The organism is Streptomyces sp. B8-7 (assembly GCF_058833805.1).
Map to the genome: position 1 here is coordinate 490,153 of NZ_JBYRRL010000002.1, position 22,264 is coordinate 512,416.

At 74.7% G+C, this 22,264-nt stretch carries 17 protein-coding genes; 13 read left to right on the plus strand and 4 right to left on the minus strand.

The genetic code is table 11. The annotated features are described in order from the left end of the window. Positions 1-8: 8 nt before the first annotated feature. Together AC5K6T_RS10865 and AC5K6T_RS10870 are read right to left on the minus strand one after the other, a co-directional pair. A complete protein-coding gene (locus AC5K6T_RS10865) occupies positions 9-668 on the minus strand; it encodes a nucleotidyltransferase family protein (RefSeq protein WP_493207960.1) in 660 nt (219 codons plus the stop codon). 215 nt (positions 669-883) lie between these two features. Then, entirely contained in the window at positions 884-1,678 is a 795-nt protein-coding gene (locus AC5K6T_RS10870; protein ID WP_493207961.1) for an IclR family transcriptional regulator, read from the minus strand. A 255-nt stretch (positions 1,679-1,933) separates the two neighbouring features. On the opposite strand from AC5K6T_RS10870, the gene allB reads away from it, so the two are divergent. From allB to AC5K6T_RS10885, 3 genes are all read left to right on the plus strand, one after another. Next, positions 1,934-3,271, plus strand: coding sequence for an allantoinase AllB (gene allB, locus AC5K6T_RS10875; protein ID WP_493207963.1), 1,338 nt, complete (start codon positions 1,934-1,936; stop codon positions 3,269-3,271). 149 nt (positions 3,272-3,420) lie between these two features. Beyond that, the gene (gene alc / locus AC5K6T_RS10880; protein ID WP_493207965.1) at positions 3,421-4,536 is read left to right on the plus strand and encodes an allantoicase; all 1,116 of its coding nucleotides are present in this window, start codon (positions 3,421-3,423) and stop codon (positions 4,534-4,536) included. 236 nt (positions 4,537-4,772) lie between these two features. Beyond that, positions 4,773-5,399, plus strand: a complete 627-nt coding sequence (locus tag AC5K6T_RS10885) for a dihydrofolate reductase family protein (RefSeq protein ID WP_493207967.1) — start codon at positions 4,773-4,775, stop codon at positions 5,397-5,399. A 155-nt stretch (positions 5,400-5,554) separates the two neighbouring features. On the opposite strand, the gene AC5K6T_RS10890 is transcribed toward AC5K6T_RS10885, so the two are convergent. After that, the gene (locus AC5K6T_RS10890) at positions 5,555-5,866 is read right to left on the minus strand and encodes a hypothetical protein (protein ID WP_493207968.1); all 312 of its coding nucleotides are present in this window, start codon (positions 5,864-5,866) and stop codon (positions 5,555-5,557) included. A 288-nt stretch (positions 5,867-6,154) separates the two neighbouring features. On the opposite strand from AC5K6T_RS10890, the gene AC5K6T_RS10895 reads away from it, so the two are divergent. Further along, positions 6,155-7,339, plus strand: a complete 1,185-nt coding sequence (locus AC5K6T_RS10895; RefSeq protein ID WP_493207970.1) for a cytochrome P450 family protein — start codon at positions 6,155-6,157, stop codon at positions 7,337-7,339. A gap of 54 nt (positions 7,340-7,393) precedes the next feature. Here the strand turns inward: AC5K6T_RS10895 and AC5K6T_RS10900 are convergent, their stop codons facing one another. Continuing rightward, the gene (locus AC5K6T_RS10900; RefSeq protein ID WP_493207971.1) at positions 7,394-8,413 is read right to left on the minus strand and encodes a Gfo/Idh/MocA family protein; all 1,020 of its coding nucleotides are present in this window, start codon (positions 8,411-8,413) and stop codon (positions 7,394-7,396) included. Between the two features lie 116 nt (positions 8,414-8,529). Here AC5K6T_RS10900 and AC5K6T_RS10905 point away from each other — a divergent pair, with 116 nt between their 5' ends. The 9 genes from AC5K6T_RS10905 to pcaDC all read left to right on the plus strand — a co-directional run bounded on the left by AC5K6T_RS10905 (position 8,530) and on the right by pcaDC (position 22,220). Further along, positions 8,530-9,279, plus strand: a complete 750-nt coding sequence (locus tag AC5K6T_RS10905) for a GntR family transcriptional regulator (protein ID WP_493209285.1) — start codon at positions 8,530-8,532, stop codon at positions 9,277-9,279. A gap of 286 nt (positions 9,280-9,565) precedes the next feature. Beyond that, positions 9,566-10,570: a sugar ABC transporter substrate-binding protein gene (locus AC5K6T_RS10910; protein ID WP_493207973.1), complete on the plus strand. Its 1,005-nt coding sequence runs from the start codon at positions 9,566-9,568 to the stop codon at positions 10,568-10,570. Further along, a complete protein-coding gene (locus AC5K6T_RS10915; protein WP_493207975.1) occupies positions 10,567-11,595 on the plus strand; it encodes an ABC transporter permease in 1,029 nt (342 codons plus the stop codon). The genes AC5K6T_RS10910 and AC5K6T_RS10915 overlap by 4 nt, the downstream gene beginning before the upstream one ends. Next, on the plus strand, positions 11,592-12,368 hold the full coding sequence (locus AC5K6T_RS10920) for an ATP-binding cassette domain-containing protein (RefSeq protein ID WP_493207976.1): 777 nt from the start codon (positions 11,592-11,594) through the stop codon (positions 12,366-12,368). The genes AC5K6T_RS10915 and AC5K6T_RS10920 overlap by 4 nt, the downstream gene beginning before the upstream one ends. A 471-nt stretch (positions 12,369-12,839) precedes the next feature. After that, complete coding sequence (locus AC5K6T_RS10925; protein ID WP_493209287.1) at positions 12,840-13,985, plus strand: ROK family glucokinase; 1,146 nt, start codon at positions 12,840-12,842, stop codon at positions 13,983-13,985. Next, entirely contained in the window at positions 13,982-14,563 is a 582-nt protein-coding gene (locus tag AC5K6T_RS10930; protein ID WP_493207978.1) for a sugar kinase, read from the plus strand. Before AC5K6T_RS10925 ends, AC5K6T_RS10930 begins: the two co-directional genes overlap by 4 nt. A 382-nt stretch (positions 14,564-14,945) precedes the next feature. After that, positions 14,946-17,969 (plus strand): SCO1167/SCO6262 family helicase, encoded by a 3,024-nt coding sequence (locus AC5K6T_RS10935; RefSeq protein WP_493207979.1) that lies wholly within the window; start codon positions 14,946-14,948, stop codon positions 17,967-17,969. After that, on the plus strand, positions 17,966-20,245 hold the full coding sequence (locus AC5K6T_RS10940) for an SWIM zinc finger family protein (protein ID WP_493207981.1): 2,280 nt from the start codon (positions 17,966-17,968) through the stop codon (positions 20,243-20,245). Before AC5K6T_RS10935 ends, AC5K6T_RS10940 begins: the two co-directional genes overlap by 4 nt. A 667-nt stretch (positions 20,246-20,912) precedes the next feature. Further along, complete coding sequence (gene pcaDC / locus AC5K6T_RS10945; protein WP_493207983.1) at positions 20,913-22,220, plus strand: bifunctional 3-oxoadipate enol-lactonase/4-carboxymuconolactone decarboxylase PcaDC; 1,308 nt, start codon at positions 20,913-20,915, stop codon at positions 22,218-22,220. Positions 22,221-22,264: the final 44 nt, after the last annotated feature.

Here is a 22,264-nt window from a genome sequence, read left to right on the forward strand (position 1 = left end):
CACCTCGTTCACTCAAGGTGGTCCAGGTCGGCCTCGGTGTCGACGTCGTGCGACGCGGCCACGTCACCGCACTCCACCAGCGTGATCTCCCGCGCGTGTTCCCGCAGGTAGGAGCGGGCTCCCTGGTCGCCTGAGGCGCTCGCCGCGATGCCGCTCCAGTGCGCCGAACCGAACAGCACGGGATGGCCCCGTACGCCGTCGTAGGCGGCCGCGGCCAGGGAGTGCTCACCGGTGTAGGCGGCCCGGACCCGTGCCATCGCGGCCGCGCCCACGCCGGGCTGGTCGACCAGCGACACGAGCGCGGCCTGCGCGCCCACCGCGGCGAGGGAGGCCAGGCCGGCGCGGAGCGAGGACCCCATGCCCTGCTCCCACTCGGGGTTGTCCACGAGCACGCATCCGTCCAGCCGCGCCCGCTCGCGCACGGCGTCGGCGCGCGCGCCCAGCACCACGTGCACCCGGGTGCATCCGGCCGCGCGCAGCGCCGCCACGGCGTGCTCCACCAAGGGGCGGCCGCGGTGGACCAGCAGGGCCTTCGGCCGCCCGCCGAGCCGCCGCCCGCCCCCCGCGGCGAGCACCAGTCCGGCCACCGGGTCCTCGGGGGCGTGCACCTGCGGTGCCCGCGACGTCCGGGGTGCGGGTGGTGCGGCTTCTTCGGTCCGTTCCGTCATGCGTCCTGCATACCTGACGCGACATCAGCCCTGGCGCGGGGTCCGGACGGAGTGTCGGGCGCGCCGGGTCCGGGGCGCGCCGCGCCGGGTGCGGGTGGTGCCGTGCGGGTGGTGCCGTGCGGGTCCGGGTTGTGCGGGTCCGGGCTGTGCGGGTGCGGGGAGCCGTGCGGGACCGGCCGGCCGGTGCCCCGCCGGGCCGGTTCGTCCGGCGGGCTCTACGCGGGGCTCTGGCTGGCGAGGGCCTCGGAGAGTTCCCCGGCGATCTGCTGGAGGACGGGCACGATGTCCTGTGTGGCTCCCTCGGTCACCCGGCCGGCCGGGCCCGAGATGGAGATGGCGGCCGCGGTGGGGGAGTCGGGCACCGAGACGGCGAGACAGCGCACGCCGATCTCCTGCTCGTTGTCGTCGACGGCGTACCCGAGGCGGCGTACCTCGGCCAGCGCCGCGAGGAAGCCGTCGGGCGTGGTGATGGTCTTCTCCGTCGCGGCGGGCATGCCGGTGCGGGACAGCAGGGCCCGCACCTCGTCGTCCGGGGTGTGGGCGAGCAGGGCCTTGCCGACGCCGGTGGAGTGCGGCAGCACCCGGCGGCCCACCTCGGTGAACATCCGCATGGAGTGCTTGGAGGGAACCTGGGCGACGTAGACGATCTCGTCACCGTCCAGCAGGGCCATGTTCGCCGTCTCGCCGGTCACCTCGACCAGGCGGGCCAGGTACGGGCGGGCCCAGGTGCCCAGCAGCCGGGAGGCCGACTCGCCGAGCCGGATCAGGCGGGGGCCGAGCGCGTACCGCCGGTTGGGCTGCTGGCGGACGTAGCCGCAGGCCACGAGCGTCCGCATGAGCCGGTGGATGGTGGGCAGCGGCAGTCCGCTGCTGGCCGACAGCTCGCTCAGCCCCACCTCGCCGCCCGCGTCCGCCATCCGCTCCAGCAGATCGAAGGCGCGCTCGAGGGACTGGACCCCGCCCGTGGCGGACTTGGCGGAGTCGTTGGTGCTGGCGCTGGACGTCGGCACGGCGCGTTCCTTTCGAACTGGCGGGAGGGCAGCAGCCTACCCGGCAGCCGGCCGGCTTCCCGGTTGTGCATAGCTACGTTCTGCTCACCGGAAGTCTATTTCCGCCTTGTGAAAAAGTCCAGGGTGTGGGCTGAGGGTGCACCGTGGAGGCGTGTGCTCTTGACGGGGCTGCGACGGGAGTGAAGACTCCTGAACAAGTTCAACAGAGTGTTGAATTTCGTTTCGCGGACGTAACGCGGCAGAGAGGGGTCCCCGGTGTCCGACGCTGAACTGATGCTGCGCTCCACACGCGTCATCACACCGGAGGGGACGCGCGCCGCGTCCGTCGCGGTCGCAGACGGCACCATCACCGCGGTCCTGCCCCACGCCGCCCCGGTACCGGACGGCACCCGGCTGGAGGACTTCGGCGACGACGTCCTGCTGCCCGGCCTGGTCGACACCCACGTGCACGTCAACGACCCCGGGCGCACCGCGTGGGAGGGCTTCTGGACCGCCACCCGCGCGGCGGCGGCCGGCGGCATCACCACCCTCGTCGACATGCCGCTCAACTCCCTTCCGCCGACCACCACCGTCCCCCACCTGGAGGCCAAGCGGCGGGTGGCCGCCGACAAGGCGCACATCGACGTGGGCTTCTGGGGCGGCGCCCTGCCCGACAACGTCAAGGACCTGCGCCCTCTGCACGAGGCCGGCGTCTTCGGCTTCAAGGCGTTCCTGTCGCCGTCCGGTGTGGCGGAGTTCCCCCACCTGGACCAGCGGCAACTCGCCCGGTCCCTGGCGGAGATCGCCTCCTTCGACGGTCTGCTCATCGTGCACGCCGAGGACCCGCACCACCTGGCCGCGGCCCCGCAGCAGGGCGGTCCCCGCTATGCGGACTTCCTCGCCAGCCGCCCGCGGGACGCCGAGGACACCGCCGTCGCCCAGCTCGTCGACCAGGCCAGGCGGCTCCGGGCGCGCGTGCACGTCCTGCACCTGTCCTCCGGCGACGCACTGCCGCTGATCGCCGCGGCCCGCGCCGAGGGCGTACGGCTCACCGTCGAGACCTGCCCGCACTACCTCACCCTCACCGCCGAGGAAGTCCCCGACGGGGCCAGCGAGTTCAAGTGCTGTCCGCCGATCCGCGAGGCCGCCAACCAGGACCTGCTGTGGCAGGCCCTCGCCGACGGCACCATCGACTGCGTGGTCACCGACCACTCCCCGTCCACCGCCGACCTCAAGACCGACGACTTCGCCACCGCCTGGGGCGGCATCTCCGGTCTCCAGCTCAGCCTGCCCGCCGTGTGGACCGAGGCCCGCCGGCGCGGGCACGGCCTTGAGGACGTGGTCCGCTGGATGTCCACCCGCACCGCCGAACTGGCGGGCCTCACCCGCAAGGGTGCCATCGAGGCCGGCCGCGACGCCGACTTCGCCGTGCTCGCCCCCGACGCGACGTTCACCGTCGACCCCGCCGCCCTCCAGCACCGCAACCGTGTCACCGCCTACGCCGGCCGGACCCTGTACGGCGTGGTGCGGTCCACCTGGCTGCGCGGCCGGCGCATCGTCGCCGACGGCGAGTTCACCGAGCCGCAGGGACGTCTCCTCACCCGCCCCAGCTGACCCGTTCCCCGCGCGTCCGCCACCGCGCATCCTCCACCGCGCATCCTCCACCGCGCATCCTCCACCGCGCATCCTCCACCGCGCATCCTCCACCGCACATCCGCCACCGCGCATCCGCGCCGGCATCCCGAAAGGACGACCTGATCACCGTGACGGCGATTCCGAGTTTCACCGGCGACGCGAACCCCTACTCAGGTGGCGACCCCTACGCGGACTACCGCACCGCCGACTTCCCCTTCACCCGGTACGCCGACCTCGCCGACCGGCGCCTCGGGGCGGGCGTCATCGCCGCCAACGACGAGTTCTTCGCCCAGCGCGAGAACCTTCTTCTCCCCGAGCGCGCCGAGTTCGACCCCGAGCACTTCGGTCACAAGGGCAAGGTCATGGACGGCTGGGAGACCCGGCGCCGCCGCGGCGTGTCGGCCGGCCACCCCTGGCCCACCGCCGAGGACCACGACTGGGCCCTGATCCGCCTCGGAGCGCCCGGCGTCGTCCGCGGGCTCGTCGTCGACACCGCCCACTTCCGCGGCAACCACCCGCAGGCCGTGTCCGTCGAGGGCGCCTGTGTGCCGGGCTCCCCGTCGCCGGAGGAACTCCTCGGCGGCGACGTCGGGTGGACCACCCTCGTGCCGCGCACCGCCGTCGGCGGCCACGCGGCGAACGGCTTCGCCGTGTCGGTGGAGCAGCGCTTCACCCATCTGCGTCTCAACCAGCACCCCGACGGCGGCATCGCCCGTCTGCGCGTGTACGGCGAGGTCGTGCCCGACCCCGCGTGGCTGAGCGTGCTCGGCACCTTCGACGTGGTCGCGCTGGAGCACGGCGGCCAGGTGGAGGACGCCTCCGATCTCTTCTACTCGCCCGCCACCCACACCATCCAGCCCGGCCGCTCCCGCAAGATGGACGACGGCTGGGAGACCCGTCGCCGTCGCGACCAGGGCAACGACTGGATCCGCTACCGGCTCGCCGCCCGGTCCGAGATCCGCGCGATCGAGATCGACACGGCGTACCTCAAGGGCAACAGCGCCGGCTGGGCCTCCGTCTCCGTCAAGGACGGCGAGGACGGCGAGTGGACCGAGATCCTCCCGCGCACCCGCCTCCAGCCCGACACCCGGCACCGGTTCGCCCTGCCCGAGGCCGCGGCCGGCACGCACGCGCGCGTGGACATCTTCCCCGACGGCGGCATCTCCCGCCTCCACCTCTACGGCTCCCTCACCGCCCAGGGCGCCGCCGCCCTGACGGCCCGGCACCAGGAGCTGGGCGGCTGACCCGGGAGCCGGAGCCGGGGGTCAGGGGCGCAGGCCGGGAGCGGGGAACCTGGACCGCGACGGTGGCGCCTTCGACGGGGCGGCGCAGTCGACGCGGCGGGCCGTCGACGCGGCGGCGGCCGTCACGACGCGCGGGACAGTCGCGGATCCGGGCCCGGACGCACCGATGAATCGCGGGCGGCCACCGGGTCTCATGCGGTGACAGCAACCGCACTCACCGGAAGAAGGCACCCGCCATGGGCCGGCTCGTCTCCACCGTCTTCGTCACCCTCGACGGCGTCTACCAGGCGCCCGGTGCCCCCGGGGAGGACACCTCCGGCGGCTTCGAACGGGGCGGCTGGTGCGTCCCGTACGGCGACGAGGACTTCGGCGCGTTCGTCGACGAGGTCTTCGCACGCCCGGCCGCGTTCCTCCTGGGCCGCCGCACCTACGACATCTTCGCCTCCTACTGGCCGAAGATCACCGATCCGGACAGCCTGGTCGCCGGCAGGCTGAACGGGCTGCCGAAGTACGTCGTCTCCGCCACCCTCGGCACACCGGACTGGCCGGGCACCACCGTGCTCCGCGGCGACCTCGCCCGGGAGGTCTCGGACCTGAAGGAGCGCACCGACGGCGAGGTGCAGACCCACGGCAGCGGTGCCCTGGTCGGCAGCCTGCTGGAGCTCGGCCTCGTCGACACCCTGAACCTGCTGACCTTCCCCGTGGTGCTCGGCTCGGGCCGGCGCCTGTTCCGGGAGGGCGCCGCCCCGGCCCGCTTCCGCCACCGCACCGGCCGGTTCACCTCCACGGGCGTCTCCCTCCAGACCTACGACCTCGACGGCGCGCCCGAGTACGGCAGCTTCGACCTGCCCCCGGAAGGCTGATCCCCGGAGGCCGGCCCACGAGACCCCGGCCCGCCCCGGTGGTCGTGCCGCCGTGGTCAGCCCGCCACGGCTCGGACGGTGCGCCCCGGCAGCGGCGCGGCGGTCTCGGCCCGGGAGGCTCCGGGCTGCGGAGCGGTGGGGGCCGGGACTCGGGTTCAGGACACCTGATGGCTGCTCCGGGCGCCCCTGCGGTGCCGCTCCACGGCCCGGTACACCGTGTCCAGCACCAGAAGCAGGACGGACAGCGCGAAGCAGGACCGGGCCGCGCCCCACGACCCGGCGGCGATCGCCCGGGCGTAGGAGGCGACCCACGGCCCCGCGCTCCCGAGGTCCCAGGCGGGCCGCTCCGGGAACACGGGACCCACCGCCCGACTCAGCTGCCAGCTCGCCAGCGAGAGCAGACTCAGACCGACGGCAGCGATCACCAGCCTCCCCAGAACCGGTCGCCGCCGCAGTACCTCGCGCATGCCGTCTCCTCCCCTGTCCGTGCTGCTGCTTGCTCGTCGTGTGCCTTCGCACGTCTTCGCCGGTCGGCCACCCCCACCCGGTGCCCCGGGCACCACCACTGCCCCGCGCACCATACGAGGCGCCGGGGAGCCCGTCCGCACCCTCCCACGGCCTCCGTCCTCCCCGTATGACGCGAAAAGCACCCCCGCGGATCCGCCGGGCAGGCACTCTTCCCGCGGCCCGAGCGTTGGGCGGGGTGACGGAACAACGGAACACGAGGGGCGACTCGGGTCGCCGGGGGAGGATCCATGACCGAGGTGATCGACCTGGGCGGGTTCGGCGACACGTTCCGCACCGACCCCCACCCGGCCTACGCCGCGTTGCGCGCCCGGGGTCCGGTGCACCGGGTACGGCCGCCGGGAGCGGAGACCGGACACGAGACCTGGCTCGTCGTGGGACACGAGGAGGCCCGCGCGGCTCTCGCGGACCCGCGCCTCGCCAAGGACCCCTCGAAGGTCGGCCTGACCTTCCTCGACGAGGAGCACATCGGCAAGTACCTGCTGAGCGTCGACCCGCCCGACCACACCCGGCTGCGCTCCCTCGTGTCACGCGCCTTCACCGTGCGGCGGGTGGAGGCGATGCGCCCCCGCATCCAGCGGATCACCGACGACCTGCTCGACGCGATGCTGGCGCGGGGCAGCGCCGACCTCGTGGAGGCCTTCGCCTTCCCGCTGCCCCTGACCGTCATCTGCGAGCTGCTGGGCGTTCCCGAGATGGACCGCACCGCCTTCCGCGAGATCTCCACGGAGGTGGTGGCACCCACCAGCTCCGGCAGCGAGCACGACGCGGTGCTCGCCCTCGCCGACTACCTCACCGCGCTGATCGAGGACAAGCGGTCCGGCAGCCCGGGCGACGACCTGCTCGGCGACCTGATCCGCACCACCGCCGAGGACGGTGACCGGCTCTCCGCGGGCGAACTGCGCGGCATGGCCTACCTGCTGCTCATCGCCGGCCACGAGACGACCGTCAACCTCATCACCAACGGTGTGCACGCGCTGCTCACCCACCCCGGCCAACTCGCCGATCTGCGTGCCGACATGAGCCTGCTCGACGGTGCGGTGGAGGAGATGCTGCGCTGGGAGGGACCGGTGGAGAACGCCACGTACCGGTTCGCCGCCGAGCCGATGGAGATCGCCGGGGTGCCGATCGCCCAGGGCGAGTCCGTGCTCGTCGGACTCACCGCCGCCGACCGTGACCCGGAGCGCTATCCGGACGCCGACCGCTTCGACATACGCCGCGATCCGCGCGGTCATGTCGCCTTCGGCCACGGCATCCACTTCTGCATGGGTGCCCCGCTGGCCCGCCTGGAGGGCCGCACCGCGATCCGCACATTGCTGGAGCGCGCCCCCGGTCTCGCCCTCGACGGCCCGGCCGGGGAATGGCTGCCCGGCATGCTGATGCGCGGCATGCGCACCCTGCCCGTGCGCTGGTGACCACCCGTGTGCCGGTGACCCCCCGTGTGCCGGTGACCGTTCGTGTGCCGGTGGCTACGCGTCCGTGTCCCGCCCGCCCGCGATCTCGGCGAGCCGCACCGGTCGGTGCTCACGCCGGGAGAGCTCGCAGGCCTCGGCGATCCGCAGGGCCTGCAGGGCCTCCCGCCCGTCGCAGGGGTTGGCCCGCTCGCCCCGTACGACCTCGACGAACGCGGCGAGTTCCGCCTCGTAGGACGGCCCGAAGCGCTCCAGGAAACCGGTCCACGGTTTGGAGGCGGCCGGCGGCCCGGCCGGCTCGGTCGACGCGATCGGCGTGCGGTCGTCGAGGCCGGCGGTGATCTGGTCGAGCTCCCCGGCGAGCTCCATCCGCACGTCGTATCCCGCGCCGTTCAAGCGGGTCGACGTCGCCGTCGCGAGCGTGCCGTCGTCCAGGGTGAGCACCGCCGCGGCGGTGTCGATGTCGCCGGCCTCCCGGAACATGGCGGGCCCCGCGTCCGAACCCGCCGCGTACACGTCGACCACCTCGTGGCCGGTCACCCAGCGCAGCGCGTCGAAGTCGTGGATCAGGGTGTCCCGGTACAGCCCGCCCGACAGCGGCAGATACCCGGGCGGCGGCGGAGCCGGGTCGGAGGTCATGGCCCGTACCGTGTGCAGCCGCCCCAGACGGCCCGAGCGGACCGCGTCGCGGGCACCGGTGTACCCCGCGTCGAAGCGGCGCTGGAAACCCATGTGCAGGACCGTGCCCGCCGTCTCCACCTCGGCGATCGCCTGCAGCGTGCCGGGCAGGTCCAGGGCGATGGGCTTCTCGCAGAACACCGGCAGCCCCGAACGGGCGGCCCGCCCGATCAGCTCCGCGTGCGCGGACGTCGCCGTGGTGATCACCATGGCGTCCACGCCCCACTTGAAGATCTCGTCCACACCCGGCGCGGCCGTCTCACCCAGCCGGTGCGCGAGGTCCTGAGCCCGCGCGGGGTCCGCGTCCGTGAGGATCAGAGATCCGACGTCGCGATGGCGGCTCAGCGTGTTCGCATGGAAGGTGCCGATGCGGCCCGTACCGATGACCCCGATGCGCATGGAATCAAGGTGAGGGGCGACCGGGGATCTGTCAATGTGTATGTCCGGACAATGTGACTTCACAACTTCCCGTCAACCCGTCACGGGGCTACGCTCGGGCCGTGCCCAAACCAGACGTGGATCCGGCCGTACGACTCGATCTCAGTGTGGACCGCGGCTCCCCGGTGCCCCTCTACTTCCAGCTCTCGCAGCAGCTGGAGGCGGCCATCGAGCAGGGTGCGCTCACCCCGGGCAGCCTGCTGGGCAACGAGATCGACCTGGCGGCCCGGCTCGGGCTGTCCCGGCCCACCGTCCGGCAGGCCATCCAGTCCCTGGTGGACAAGGGGCTGCTGGTGCGGCGCCGCGGTGTCGGCACCCAGGTCGTGCAGAGCAGGGTCAGGCGCCCGCTGGAACTCAGCAGCCTCTACGACGACCTGACGGCGGCCGGCCAGGGCCCGGTGACCCGAGTGCTGTTCAACAGCCTGGTGCCCGCCTCCGCCGAGACCGCCGCCGCGCTCGGCGTGCCGCCGGGCTCGGACGTGCAGCGCGTGGAGCGGCTGCGCCTCGCGCACGGCGAGCCGCTCGCCCACCTGTGCAACCACCTGCCCGCCGGGCTGCTGGACCTGGACACCGCCCGTCTGGAGGCCACCGGCCTGTACCGGCTGATGCGCGCCGCCGGGATCACCCTGCACAGCGCCCGCCAGTCCGTCGGGGCCCGCGCCGCCGGCGCCGCCGAGGCCGAGCGGCTCGACGAGAGAGAGGGCGCGCCGCTGCTCACCATGGAGCGCACGGCCTTCGACGACACCGGCCGGGCCGTCGAGCACGGCAGCCACCTGTACCGGGCGAGCCGCTACTCCTTCGAGTTCCAGCTCCTCGCGCGCCCCTGACCCCTGCCGCGCCGGACGGTCCCGTGCCCCCCGACGCCTGTCGCGCCGGACGGTCCCGTGCCGTCGGTCCCTGCGGCACCGGACGGTCCCGCGTCGCTGACCCCTGCCGCGCCGGACGGTCCCGCCCGGCGTCTCCGGGGGGACGCATCGATGTCATGTACCGATAAAAATCAGCCGATCTGTGCTCCCCGCCTGCGGGGCCGCCGCCCGCATGCCCGATACTGGAGCGTTTGCGGCCGGTCGTGGGACCGGCCCGGCGTCGACACGGAAGGAAGGGCTCGGCCTCGTGGCACGGTTTCGGACGTGGACAGGGATCGCGTTGGCGGGAGCACTCAGCGTGTCCCTGGCGGCGTGCAGCAGCACCGGTGGCAAGCGGGCCGAGGACGCCCGCAAGGCCGCGGCGGCCCAGGGCAAGGCCGCGGTGACCACCCCCCGCTGGACCGTGGCGATGGTCACCCACTCCGGCGACGGCGACACCTTCTGGGACATCGTCCAGAGCGGCGCCGAGGACGCGGCCGCCAAGGACAACATCAACTTCCTGTACTCCCACGACGACGAGGCCCAGCAGCAGGCGCAGCTGATAGACGCGGCCGTCGACAAGAAGGTCGACGGGCTCATCGTCACCCTCGCCAAGCCCGACGCGATGAAGGCCGCCGTCGCCCGCGCCGTGAAGGCCGGCATCCCGGTCATCACCGTCAACTCCGGCTCCGCCGAGTCCCGCGCCTTCGGCGCCCTGACCCACATCGGGCAGGACGAGACGGTCGCCGGCCAGGCCGTCGGCGAGGAGCTCAACCGCCGCGGGCGCAAGAACGCGGTGTGCGTCCTGCACGAGCAGGGCAACGTCGGCCACGAGCAGCGCTGCGCCGGCGTGAAGGAGACCTTCGACGGCGAGGTGCAGAACCTCTACGTCAACGGCACCAACATGCCCGACGTGCAGTCCGCCATCGAGGCCAAGCTCCAGGCCGACCGCTCCGTGGACGCCGTGGTCACCCTCGGCGCGCCCTTCGCCGACACCGCAGTGAAGGCCAGGCGCGGCGCCGGCAGCGACGCCGAGATCGACACCTTCGACCTCAACGCCAAGGTCGCGGCCGGCCTCGAGGACGGCACCCTCGGCTTCGCCGTCGACCAGCAGCCCTACCTGCAGGGCTACGAGGCCGTCGACCTGCTCTGGCTCTACCGCTACAACGCCGACGTGCTCGGCGGCGGCAAGCCCGTGCTGACCGGCCCGCAGATCGTCACCAAGGACCAGGCGGCCGCACTCGGGGCCTACACCCGGCGGGGTACCCGATGAGCGCCGTCGCGCAGGAGCTCCCGGCGCGCGGCGCATCGCTGCGCAGGCTCCTCGGCCGCCCCGAGCTGGGCTCCGTCGTCGGCGCGATCGCCGTCTTCGTGTTCTTCTCGGCGGTCGCCGACAGCTTCCTGCAGGCCTCCAGCCTGAGCACCGTCCTGTACGCGTCCTCCACCATCGGCATCATGGCCGTCCCGGTCGCGCTGCTGATGATCGGCGGCGAGTTCGACCTCTCCGCGGGGGTGCTCGTCACGTCCTCGGCGCTGATCTCGTCGATGTTCAGCTACCAGATGACCGCCAACGTCTGGGTCGGCGTCGGCGTCTCCCTGCTGGCCACCCTCGCCATCGGCGCGTTCAACGGGCTCATGCTCACCCGTACCGGCCTGCCCAGCTTCATCATCACGCTCGGCACGTTCCTGATGCTGACGGGCATGAACCTCGGCTTCACCAAGCTGGTCGCCGGCACGGTCTCGACGAAGAGCATCGACGACATGGAGGGGTTCTCCTCGGCCCGCGACGTCTTCGCGTCGACCTGGACGATCGGTGACGTCGACTTCAAGATCACGATCCTGTGGTGGTGCGCACTCGTCGCCGTCGCCTCCTGGATCCTGCTGCGCACCCGCTTCGGCAACTGGATCTTCGCCGTCGGCGGCAACAAGGACGCGGCCCGCGCCGTCGGCGTCCCGGTCGCCAGGACCAAGACCGCCCTGTACATGGGCGTCGCGTTCGGCGCCTGGGTCGCCGGCCAGCACCTGCTCTTCTCGTACGACGTCGTCCAGTCCGGCGAGGGCGTCGGCAACGAGCTGATCTACATCATCGCGGCCGTCATCGGCGGCTGTCTGATCACCGGCGGCTACGGCAGCGCCGTCGGCTCCGCCGTCGGGGCGCTCATCTTCGGCATGACCAGCAAGGGCATCGTCTTCGCCGAGTGGAACCCCGACTGGTTCAAGTTCTTCCTCGGAGCGATGCTGCTCCTCGCGACCCTGCTGAACGCCTGGGTCCGCAAGCGTGCGGAGGCCGCCAAGTGACCCTCGTCGAGCTGACCGGTGTCAGCAAGCACTACGGCACCGTCCGCGCCCTCGACGGCGTGTCGATGACCGTCGGCGCGGGGGAGATCACCTGCGTCCTGGGCGACAACGGCGCCGGCAAGTCAACCCTGATCAAGATCATTGCGGGACTGCACCGGCATGACGGCGGCGTCCTGAGCATCGAGGGCGAGGAGACCCGGCTGTCCTCCCCGCGCGACGCTCTGGACCGGGGCATCGCGACCGTCTACCAGGACCTGGCGGTCGTCCCCCTCATGCCGGTGTGGCGGAACTTCTTCCTCGGCTCCGAACCCCGGAAGGGGGCCGGCCCCTTCCGGCGCATGGACGTCGCCCACATGCGTCGCACCACCCATGCCGCGCTCCTTCGCATGGGCATCGACCTGCGCGACGTCGACCAGCCGATCGGCACGCTCTCCGGCGGCGAACGCCAGTGCGTCGCCATCGCCCGCGCCGTGCACTTCGGCGCCAAGGTCCTCGTTCTCGACGAGCCCACGGCCGCCCTGGGCGTCAAGCAGTCGGGCGTCGTCCTGAAGTACGTGGCCGCGGCACGCGACGCGGGCCTGGGTGTCGTACTGATCACCCACAACCCCCATCACGCCTACCTCGTGGGGGACCGCTTCGTGCTCCTCAAGCGGGGCACCATGGTGGGCAACCACACCCGGGACGAGATCACCCTCGACGAACTGACCCGGCAGATGGCAGGCGGAACGGAGCTCGACGCGCTGCGCCACGAACTGGAGCGCGACACGCCCTAGCGCCGCGGCAGGCGGCGTTCGCCCCGTCGCGACGCCCGGCACGCGACGCCCGGGCACGCGGCACCCCGGGCACGCGGCACCCCGGGCACCCGGCACGTGGTGTGCGGCGCCCGGCACCGCGGTGCGACGGCGGCCCGGAGCGCAGCCGCGGCCACGGCCGTGGTCACGGCCGGGACCCGAGCCGAGCCGTGCCGTGACCGTGACCGCGGTCGGCACCGATCTGTGACAGTGGCGGCGACCGCCACCACGCAGGACCCCCGACGCGGCCGCTGCCGCGACCGTGACCACCACCGCTCGGCACCCCTGACCGGGAGTTTTCACCGGCCCCGGCCGCGGCGCCGGCCACCGGGACCGACGGGCGACCGGCAACGGCGCGCCCTTCACCCCGCCCGCACCCGCCCGCGACATGTCCCGCCCCCTCGCCCGCCGGTCCGCACACGGCGCGCGCGTGCGGCAGAATCGGCCCTGATGATGAGCACCTACCGCGACCTCACCGCCCCCATCGGCTCCCGCCGTGCGACCGTCCTGCGCACGGTCGGCACCCGGGAACGCCGCTCGCACCTGACGGCGCCCCGCGTGCCCACCGTCGGCATCGACATCGGCGGCACCAAGGTGATGGCGGGCGTGGTCGACGCCGACGGCAACATCCTGGAGAAGCTCCGTGCCGAGACGCCGGACAAGTCCAAGAGCCCCAGGGTCGTCGAGGACACCATCGTCGAACTGGTCCTGGACCTGTCCGACCGGCACGACGTGCACGCCGTCGGCATCGGGGCGGCCGGCTGGGTCGACGCCGACCGCAACCGGGTGCTGTTCGCCCCCCACCTGTCCTGGCGCAACGAACCGCTGCGGGACCGCCTCTCCGGCCGCCTGTCGGTGCCCGTGCTGGTCGACAACGACGCCAACACCGCCGCGTGGGCGGAGTGGCGCTTCGGCGCCGGCCGCGGCGAGGACCACCTCGTGATGATCACGCTCGGCACCGGCATCGGCGGCGCCATCCTGGAGGACGGCCAGGTCAAGCGCGGCAAGTACGGCGTCGCCGGAGAGTTCGGCCATATGCAGGTGGTGCCCGGCGGCCACCGGTGCCCCTGCGGCAACCGCGGCTGCTGGGAGCAGTACAGCTCCGGCAACGCGCTCGTCCGCGAGGCGAGGGAACTGGCCGCCGCCGACTCCCCGGTCGCCTACGGGATCATCGAGCACGTCAAGGGCCAGGTCGGCGACATCACCGGCCCGGTGATCACCGAGCTGGCCCGCGACGGCGACGCCATGTGCATCGAGCTGCTCCAGGACATCGGCCAGTGGCTCGGTGTCGGTATCGCCAACCTCGCGGCCGCCCTCGACCCCTCCTGCTTCGTGATCGGCGGCGGCGTCTCGGCCGCCGACGACCTGCTGATCGGCCCCGCCCGGGACGCCTTCAAACGCCACCTCACCGGCCGTGGCTACCGCCCCGAGGCCCGCATAGTGCGGGCCCAGCTCGGCCCCGAGGCCGGCATGGTCGGAGCCGCCGACCTCGCCCGCCTGGTCGCCCGTCGCTTCCGGCGCGCCAAGCGCCGCCGGGTGGAACGGTACGAGCGCTACGAACGCCTCGCGGCGGCCCGGCGGACGGAGGGGTCGCTGTGACGCAGTCCCTGCCGCGCCAGCCCGGTCCGCCGGACGAGCCGCCGGACAGCCCGGAGGGCCGCCGCCACCGCAACGTCCGCCGCGCGCTCACCCTGCTCATCATCGTGCTGCTCATCGGCGTACCGGCCGGCTACCTGGCGATCTCCGCCGAGCAGAGCCGGGCCAGCGGCCGCGACAAGGAGGCGCGCTACTCCGCCCGTGGTCTGACCGACGACTGGCCCTCCAAGGTCCAGCGCCGCCTCTACCAGGTGCCGATCCCGCACCCGTCGGGCAAGGTCGCCTACTACGAGACCAACAACTGGAAGACCAGCCGCCTCTACGTCCAGTTCCAGACCCCCAACGCGAACCTGGACCAGTTCCTGCGGAGCCTGGGAACCGACCGGACCGCCCTCAAGCGCGACGACATCACCGTCAGCGCCCGCGACCGGAAGGTCACCGGCTGGGACTTCAGCGGTTCCGGGCCCTGGTACGGCCTCGTGCACGAACAGGGACAGCCCGCGCCCACGCACGACGTCGTGGTGAACCTGTCCGAGCCGAACAACCCGTTCGTGTACGTCGTCTCCCGCACGGTCCCGTGACCGGGCTGGCCGCGGCCGACCGGCCGCGGCCGACTGTCGGACCCCGCCCGTAGAGTCGGAGACAGCCGGAGACAGCCGAAGACGGCCGACGACGGCCGAAGCGGCACCGGCGGCACACGGGCGGGAGGTGACAGGACGGATGCGCGACACGGCGCCGGGGCGGGCAGCCCTGCGCACGACCACGAGCACGAGCCCGACCACGAGCACGAGCACGAGCACAACGACGAGCACAGCGACAAGCACGACTGCAAGCACGACTACGAGCACGACTACGAGCACGACTACGAGCACGGACACGGTCGGGGCCGCGGGCGCGGCCCCGGCCTTCGGGGCGGGGCGGACCGGCACGCCGTACGGGGCCGGGGCGGGCGGGGCCACCCGAGTGGGCGGGGCCACCGGGGCCGTCGTCCCGCAGCGGACCACGGAGCCGTCCGTGCCGGTGCGTCTCGCCGCGGTCTTCCTGCCGGGTCGCCTTCCCCGCGAGGGCCGGGTCGCCTTCTGGGACCCCGACGGCGCCCCGCCCCCGGCAGCCGGCCCCGGAGCTGAGAACCGCGCGGCCCGGCAGGACGACGCCCCGCCGTCGCCGCGCGGGACCGACCGGACCGACCGGACGGACCGGATCGACCCGGCCGACCGGACGGAGCTGACCGTGGTCCGCCCGCACGGCAAGGGCGTCCGCCGCGGCCCGGCCGCCGCGTTCGTGCTGCCCCTGGCCGAGGCGCTCCCCGTCCTGGCCCGGGCCCGTCGCGACCCGGCGGCCCATCCCGCCACGGCCTGCTGGGGTGCGGCCGCCCTGCACGCGCTGCGGATCGTCGCCCGCGGCAGGCTGCTGCCCGGCCTCACCCCGTCCGGGCACGACGCCTGGCGGGCCGGGCCCCTCGACCCCGAGGACATCGCGCATCTGCGCGCCGTCGCGGCAGCCCTGCCCGCCGAGGGCCACGCCGTCCCGCTGCCCGGTCCCGGCCCCGTACGGCTGCCGGAGCCGGAGGCCCTCGTCCGGGCCTTCGTGGACGCCGTCGCGGACACCCTGCCCCGCACCCCGGCCGCCCCGCACGCCGTCGGCCGGCCCTTCGCCGACACCCGTCCCCAGCTCCTGCCCGACGCCCGCGACTGGGCCGCCGAGGTCGCCGCCGGCATGGACGCGGGCGTACGTGTCTCACTGCGCCTGGACCTGTCGGCGTACGAGGTGTTCGACACGGACACGGCGGGGGAGCCCACCACCGGCCCGGCCTCCGCGCCGGGGGCGGGCCGGGACACCCGGCGGGCCGGCGCCGCGATCGTCCAGGTGCACAGCCTCGCCGACCCCACCCTGGTCGCCGATGCCGCCGCCCTGTGGGCGGGGGAGGCCGACGGGGCGTTCGGCCCCCGCGCGCGCGTGGACGCCGCCCTCGCCGTCCGCCGCGCGGCACGGGTCTGGCCGCCGCTGGAGCGGCTCGTCGAGCAGGACGTGCCGGACGTCCTGGCCCTGTCCGAGGAGGAGGCCGCCGATCTGCTCGGGGCGGCCGCCGCCCGGCTCGCCGCGGCGGGCGTCGCCGTGCACTGGCCCCGCGACCTCGCCCGCGACCTCACCGCGGCGGCGGTGGTACGGCCCGCGCCCGGCTCGGCGACCGACGGCACCGGCTTCTTCGACAGCGGCGAACTGCTCAGCTTCCGCTGGCAGCTGGCCCTCGGCGGCGACCCCCTCAGCGAGGCCGAGATGGACGCGCTGGCCGAGGCCCACCGCCCGGTCGTACGGCTGCGCGACCGGTGGGTCCTGGTCGACCCCGCTCTCGTCCGCAAGGCGCGCAAGCGCGAACTGGGGCTGCTCGACCCGGTCGAAGCACTGTCCGTCGCGCTCACCGGCAGCGCGGACGTCGACGGCGAGGCGGTGGAGGCGGTCCCGGTGGGCGCGCTCGCCGCTCTGCGCGACCGGCTGACCGCCGGAGTGCGCCCCGCCGAACCGCCCGCAGGGCTCGCCGCCACCCTGCGCGACTACCAACTCCGCGGCCTGGCCTGGCTCGACCTGATGACCTCGCTCGGGCTGGGCGGCTGCCTCGCCGACGACATGGGTCTCGGCAAGACCGTCACCGTCATCGCCCTGCACCTCCAACGCGCCCGCACCGAACCGACCCTGGTGGTCTGCCCGGCCTCGCTGCTGGGCAACTGGCAGCGGGAGATCACCCGGTTCGCGCCCGGCGTCCCGGTGCGCCGCTTCCACGGCGCCGAGCGCAGCCTGACCGGCCTGGACGGCGGCTTCGTCCTCACCACGTACGGCACCCTGCGCGGGTCCGCCCCCGCACTCGCCGAGCGGACCTGGGGCATGGTCGTCGCCGACGAGGCGCAGCACGTGAAGAACCCCCACTCCGCCACCGCGAAGGCGCTGCGCACGCTGCCCACACCCGCCCGCGTGGCCCTCACCGGAACGCCGGTGGAGAACAACCTCTCCGAACTGTGGGCCCTCCTGGACTGGACGACCCCGGGCCTGCTCGGCCCGCTGAAGTCCTTCCGTGCCCGGCACGCACGCGCCGTGGAGAACGCCGGGAGCGCCGGGGGCGCCGGGGGCGCCGGGGGCGCCGGGACCACCGAGAACACCGAGGCGGTCACGCGTCTCGCCCGGCTCGTACGGCCCTTCCTGCTGCGCCGCAGGAAGTCCGACCCCGGGATCGTGCCCGAACTGCCGCCGAAGACCGAGACCGACCACCCGGTGCCGCTCACCCGCGAACAGGCCGCGCTGTACGAGGCGGTGGTCCGCGAGTCGCTGCTGGCCATCGAGACGGCGCAGGGCATCGCCCGGCGCGGACTGGTGCTCAAACTCCTCGGCGCGCTCAAGCAGATCTGCGACCATCCGGCCCTCTACCTCAAGGAGGACGAGGGGCAGGTCCTGGGCCCGCCTGCCGCCCGCTCCGGCAAACTCGCCCTGCTGGACGAGCTGTTGGACACCCTGCTGGCGGAGGACGGCTCGGCCCTGGTCTTCACGCAGTACGTCGGCATGGCCCGGCTCATCGGCCGGCACCTCCGGGCCCGCGCGATCCCGGTGGACCTGCTGCACGGCGGGACACCGGTGGAGGAGCGGGAGCGCATGGTGGACCGCTTCCAGAGCGGCGCCACCCCGGTGCTCGTCCTCTCCCTGAGAGCCGCCGGCACAGGCCTCAACCTCACCCGTGCGGGCCACGTGATCCACTTCGACCGCTGGTGGAACCCGGCGGTGGAGGAGCAGGCCACCGACCGCGCCTACCGCATCGGCCAGACCCAGCCCGTGCAGGTGCACCGCCTCATCACGGAGGGCACCGTCGAGGACCGCATCGCCGAGATGCTCGCCGCCAAGCGAGCCCTCGCCGACGCCGTCCTCGGCTCCGGCGAGGCCGCCCTCACCGAACTCACCGACCGGGAGCTGTCCGACCTGGTGTCGCTGCGGAGGACGTCATGACGGACGAACCCCGCGAGCTGCAGGGCCCGCCCCCGGCCGCACCCCCCGCCCCCGGTCCGGCCCCGACACCGTCCAGCGACCGCGCCGCGGCCGCCGACGGGGTTTCGGACGCCGACTGTGCCCCGGCTGCCGACGGGGTTTCGGCCGCCGGCCTCGCCCCTGCCGCCGACGGGGCTTCGGCGATCGACCGGGCCGAGGCCGTGCAGGCCTCGGCCGGCGGTGCTCCGGCCACGGAGGCCCTGACCGTGGACGGGGCCTCGGCGGCCGACCCGGCCCCGGCCGGTCCGCACGCGGCCGGTCCGCCTTCGGCTCATGTCCCGCCTGTCGCCGCGCCCGCTGCCCCGGACCGCTCCCCGGCCCAGGGAGCCGCCCCCGCCGCGGCGCACCCCGCCCCCGCTGCCGCGCACCCCGCCCCCGCTGCCGCGCACCCCGCCCCCGCTGCCGCGCACCCCGGCCCCGCGGACGCGGCACGCCGCGCCCTGCGGGCGGCCCTGGAGCGCGGTGCCCCGGAGCCGGACCCCGGCCGGACCCGGAAGCGGACTCCCGGAACGCGCCGCCCCCCGGGTGACGGCCCGGCCCGCCCCGGCGACGCCGCCCGCGCGGCGCTGCGGCGCGGCCCGCACCGGACCGAGCCGGAGCAGGAGCCCTCGGCGTCCGCGGCACCGCCCGGCCCGGTCCCCCCTGGCGTCCAGCCACTCCCCGGCAGCCCCACGGGGGCGGGCCACCCCGCCCGCCCCGACGACCTGTCCCGTCCGGGCGACGCCGCGCGCGCCGCGCTGCGGGCGGCCCGGGCCGAGCAGCGCGCCGCGTCCGAGGCCGCCCCCGACGGCACGGCCGGATCCGACCCCGGGGCAGCCGTCACACCCGCACCGCGCCGGAAGCCCGCCCCCGCCCCCGGCACCCGCCGAAGCGCCGACCCCGCCCCGCCGCCCGCCGCTCCCCAGCCCGGCCCCGGCCCGGTCACGCCGGCCGACCGGACCCCCACCCGTCCGCCGCGTCCTCCGGCGGCACCGCCCACCATGGCCACACCCCGCCGCGACCACGACCTCCGCCGCACCTTCCCCGCGCTCGCCCCGGTCTCCGGCGGCTCCGGCCCCGCCGCGTCCTGGTGGGGCGGCGCCTGGGTGCGGGCGCTGGAGGACGGTGCGCTGGACGTCGCGCGACTGGCCCGAGGACGCGGATACGCGGAGCGGGGCCACGTGGACGCGATCACGGTGACGCCCGGCCTGGTCCTGGCCTATGTGCAGGGCAGCCGTCCCCGCCCCTACCGGGTCCAGATCCGGGTCCGTACGCTGGACGACGCCGACTGGGAGCGGTTCCTGGACGCCGCGGCCGAGCAGCCCGCGCACATCGCCGCCCTGCTCGACGGGGAACTTCCCCCGTCCCTCGCCGAGACCGGCACCTCCCTGCTGCCCGGCCCCGGCGACCTCGAGCCCCGGTGCAGCTGCCCGGACAGCGGCCGCCCCTGCAAGCACGCCGCGGCCCTCTGCTACCAGACGGCCCGGCTGCTGGACACCGATCCGTTCGTGCTGCTCCTGCTGCGGGGCAGGGGGGAACGCGCCCTGCTGGACGCGCTGTCGCGCCGCAGCGCGGCGCGCTCCGTGCGGGCGGCCCGGGAGGGCGACCCGGCCGCACTCCCCGGGGTCCGGGCGAGCGAGGTGCTCGCCCGGCGGGAACGCCCGCCGCTGCCCGCCCCGCTCCCGCCGCCCGCGCACCCGGAGCAGCCGCCCGCCTACCCGGCCGCGCCGGGTGGTCCGGACCCGCTCGCGCTGGACCAACTGGCCACCGACGCCGCCGCGCGGGCCCACCGGCTGCTGGCCACCGGAGAGGACCCGATGGCCGGGCTGACACTGTGGCACGACGCGGTGCGCCTGGCCGCGGCCCGCCCCGGCTCCGGACTGACGGCCGGCACCCGCGCCCTGTACGCGTCGCTGTCCGCAGCGGCCGGCCGCACCCCGGCCGAGCTGGCCCGCGCGGTCGCCGCGTGGCGGCAGGGCGGCCCGGACGGGCTCGCGGCCCTGGAGGAGCCGTGGGACCCGCCGGCCGGGCGCTTCGACCGGGCGCGCCCCCTCCTGCTCGCGGCGGACCTGCCCGCCTTCCGCCCCGCCCGCAACCGGCTCACCCACCCCGGCGGCCACCTCCAGCTCCGCCTCGGCCGCGACCACCTCTGGTACGCCTACGAGTCGGAGCCCGGAGCAGACGACTGGTGGCCCCGCGGCACCCCGGACCACGACCCGGTCGGCGCCCTCACCGGCCTGTACACCCCGGCCCCCTGACCGCGCCGCCCCGGCCACCCGCCGGGCACGGCGGCGTCGGCGGCAGCGCGCAGCCGGGCCTTGAGCAGCGTGTCGAGCCTGCCGTGCCGTGACACCGTCCCCGTGGCGGCGGGCTCTGCGGCGGCCGGTCGAGCCAAGAGGCGTCCACACGCCGGCCACGGCAACGGCAACCACAGCACCCTTCCAGGCCGCCGCTCAGCAGACCGGGTCAGGTGCCACCCAACCTCGGGGCAGTCCCGGCTGTCGACCCTCCGCAAGTCAACTCGTCATTCACCGGGGCCATGTGAGTCAATCTTGTCGAGTGTGCCAGGTGCCTGCTCCCGGCCTGCCGCAAGTCGGCCCGGGAACCGTCTTCATGCCCTGGCCGGCACACCTTCCGTCACCACGGCCGAGGTGGCAGCTGCTGGGGACACCGCTGCGGGAGCGGGGCCGATGCCGGCTCCCACCGGGTGCCGTCAGCGGTCGCCTCGGTGCCGGAGCGATGCCCCGCCCCGCGCATCGCAGGAGTGGGCCGCCCTCGGGCCGTGCGGTCTCGCTCTCATGCAAGGATGAGAGCCATGGCACGACCCTCGATACCCTCGTCCCAGCAGCGCAGGCGCCCGGGCCGGCCGGCCGTGGAGATCCGCGGTGGCTGTCCGACCGGAACCGCCATGAGAGGGTCTGACGGGTGAGCGAGACATCACCTAACGCCCTGCAGTACCGCTTTGACGGGCCGGAGGACGCGCCCGTGCTGATCCTGGGGCCCTCCCTGGGGACCACCTGGCACATGTGGGATCGGCAGGTGCCGGAACTGGCCCGGCAGTTCCGGGTGTTCCGGTTCGACCTGCCGGGGCACGGCGGGGCGCCCGCCTACCCCGGGGGCTCCGTGGCGGATCTGACGGAGCGGCTGCTGGCCACGCTGGACGGACTCGGCGTGCAGCGCTTCGGCTTCGCGGGCTGTGCGCTCGGCGGTGCCGTCGGCATCGAGCTGGCGCTGCGTCACCCGGAGCGGGTGGCCTCGCTCGCGCTGATCGCGGCGTCGCCGCGGTTCGGCACGGCCGACGAGTTCCGGCAGCGTGGAGTGATCGTCCGTACCAACGGGCTCGACCCCATCGCCCGCAGCGCGCCCGACCGCTGGTTCACCGCCGGGTTCGCGGCGGCGCAGCCCGCCATCACCGACTGGGCGGTGCAGATGGTGCGCACCACCGACCCCGGCTGCTACATCGCGGCCTGCGAGGCGCTCGCCGCGTTCGACGTGCGTCCGGAGCTCGGCCGGGTCGGAGTGCCGACACTGGTGCTGGTCGGGTCCGAGGACCAGGTCACCGGTCCGGCCGAGGCACGCACACTGGTCGCCGGGATCCCCGACGCCCGGCTGGCGGTCGTGCCGGGCGCCTCCCACCTGGTGCCGGTGGAGCAGCCCGTCGCCGTCACCGACCTGCTCGTCCGGCACTTCGCCACGGCCTGGCAGCCCGCCCACGACACCGGAACCGGTACCGGACACATCCCGGTACCGGCGGTGGCGTCGGTCCCGGCCCAGCCGTTCCCCGTGCCCACGCAGACCGCGCCCCCGGCCGAACTCGGCCCGTCCCCGGACCGGCCCGAGGCCGGCGGCCGCGCCGACGCCTACGCGGCCGGGACGAAGGTGCGCCGGCAGGTGCTCGGCGACGCGCACGTGGACGCGGCGCTGGCACGCTCGGACGCCTTCTCCGCCGACTACCAGGACCTTCTCACCCGCTGCACCTGGGGCGAGATCTGGGACCGGCCCGGCCTGGACCGGCGCACCCGCAGCTGCGTGGCGCTCACCGCCCTGGCCGCGGGCGGCCACCTGGAGGAGCTCGCCGTGCACACCCGGGCCGCCCTGCGCAACGGCCTCACCCCGGACGAGATCAAGGAGGTGCTGCTGCAGACGGCCGTCTACTGCGGCATGCCGGCAGCGGGCCGCGCGTTCCGGGCGGCGCAGCAGGTGATCCTGGAGGAGACCACGCCCCAGGAGTGAGCGGCCGCGCGGAGCGGGCGGCAGGGCGGAGCGGGCGGCAGGAT

Excerpts from the sequence above, each read along its gene's own strand:
- AC5K6T_RS10865 (WP_493207960.1), bottom strand. The coding sequence starts at position 668 with ATGACGGAACGGACCGAAGAAGCCGCACCACCCGCACCCCGGACGTCG.
- AC5K6T_RS10940 (WP_493207981.1), top strand. The coding sequence starts at position 17,966 with ATGACGGACGAACCCCGCGAGCTGCAGGGCCCGCCCCCGGCCGCACCC.
- AC5K6T_RS10915 (WP_493207975.1), top strand. The coding sequence starts at position 10,567 with ATGAGCGCCGTCGCGCAGGAGCTCCCGGCGCGCGGCGCATCGCTGCGC.
- AC5K6T_RS10885 (WP_493207967.1), top strand. The coding sequence starts at position 4,773 with ATGGGCCGGCTCGTCTCCACCGTCTTCGTCACCCTCGACGGCGTCTAC.
- AC5K6T_RS10895 (WP_493207970.1), top strand. The coding sequence starts at position 6,155 with ATGACCGAGGTGATCGACCTGGGCGGGTTCGGCGACACGTTCCGCACC.
- AC5K6T_RS10900 (WP_493207971.1), bottom strand. The coding sequence starts at position 8,413 with ATGCGCATCGGGGTCATCGGTACGGGCCGCATCGGCACCTTCCATGCG.
- AC5K6T_RS10890 (WP_493207968.1), bottom strand. The coding sequence starts at position 5,866 with ATGCGCGAGGTACTGCGGCGGCGACCGGTTCTGGGGAGGCTGGTGATC.
- AC5K6T_RS10925 (WP_493209287.1), top strand. The coding sequence starts at position 12,840 with ATGAGCACCTACCGCGACCTCACCGCCCCCATCGGCTCCCGCCGTGCG.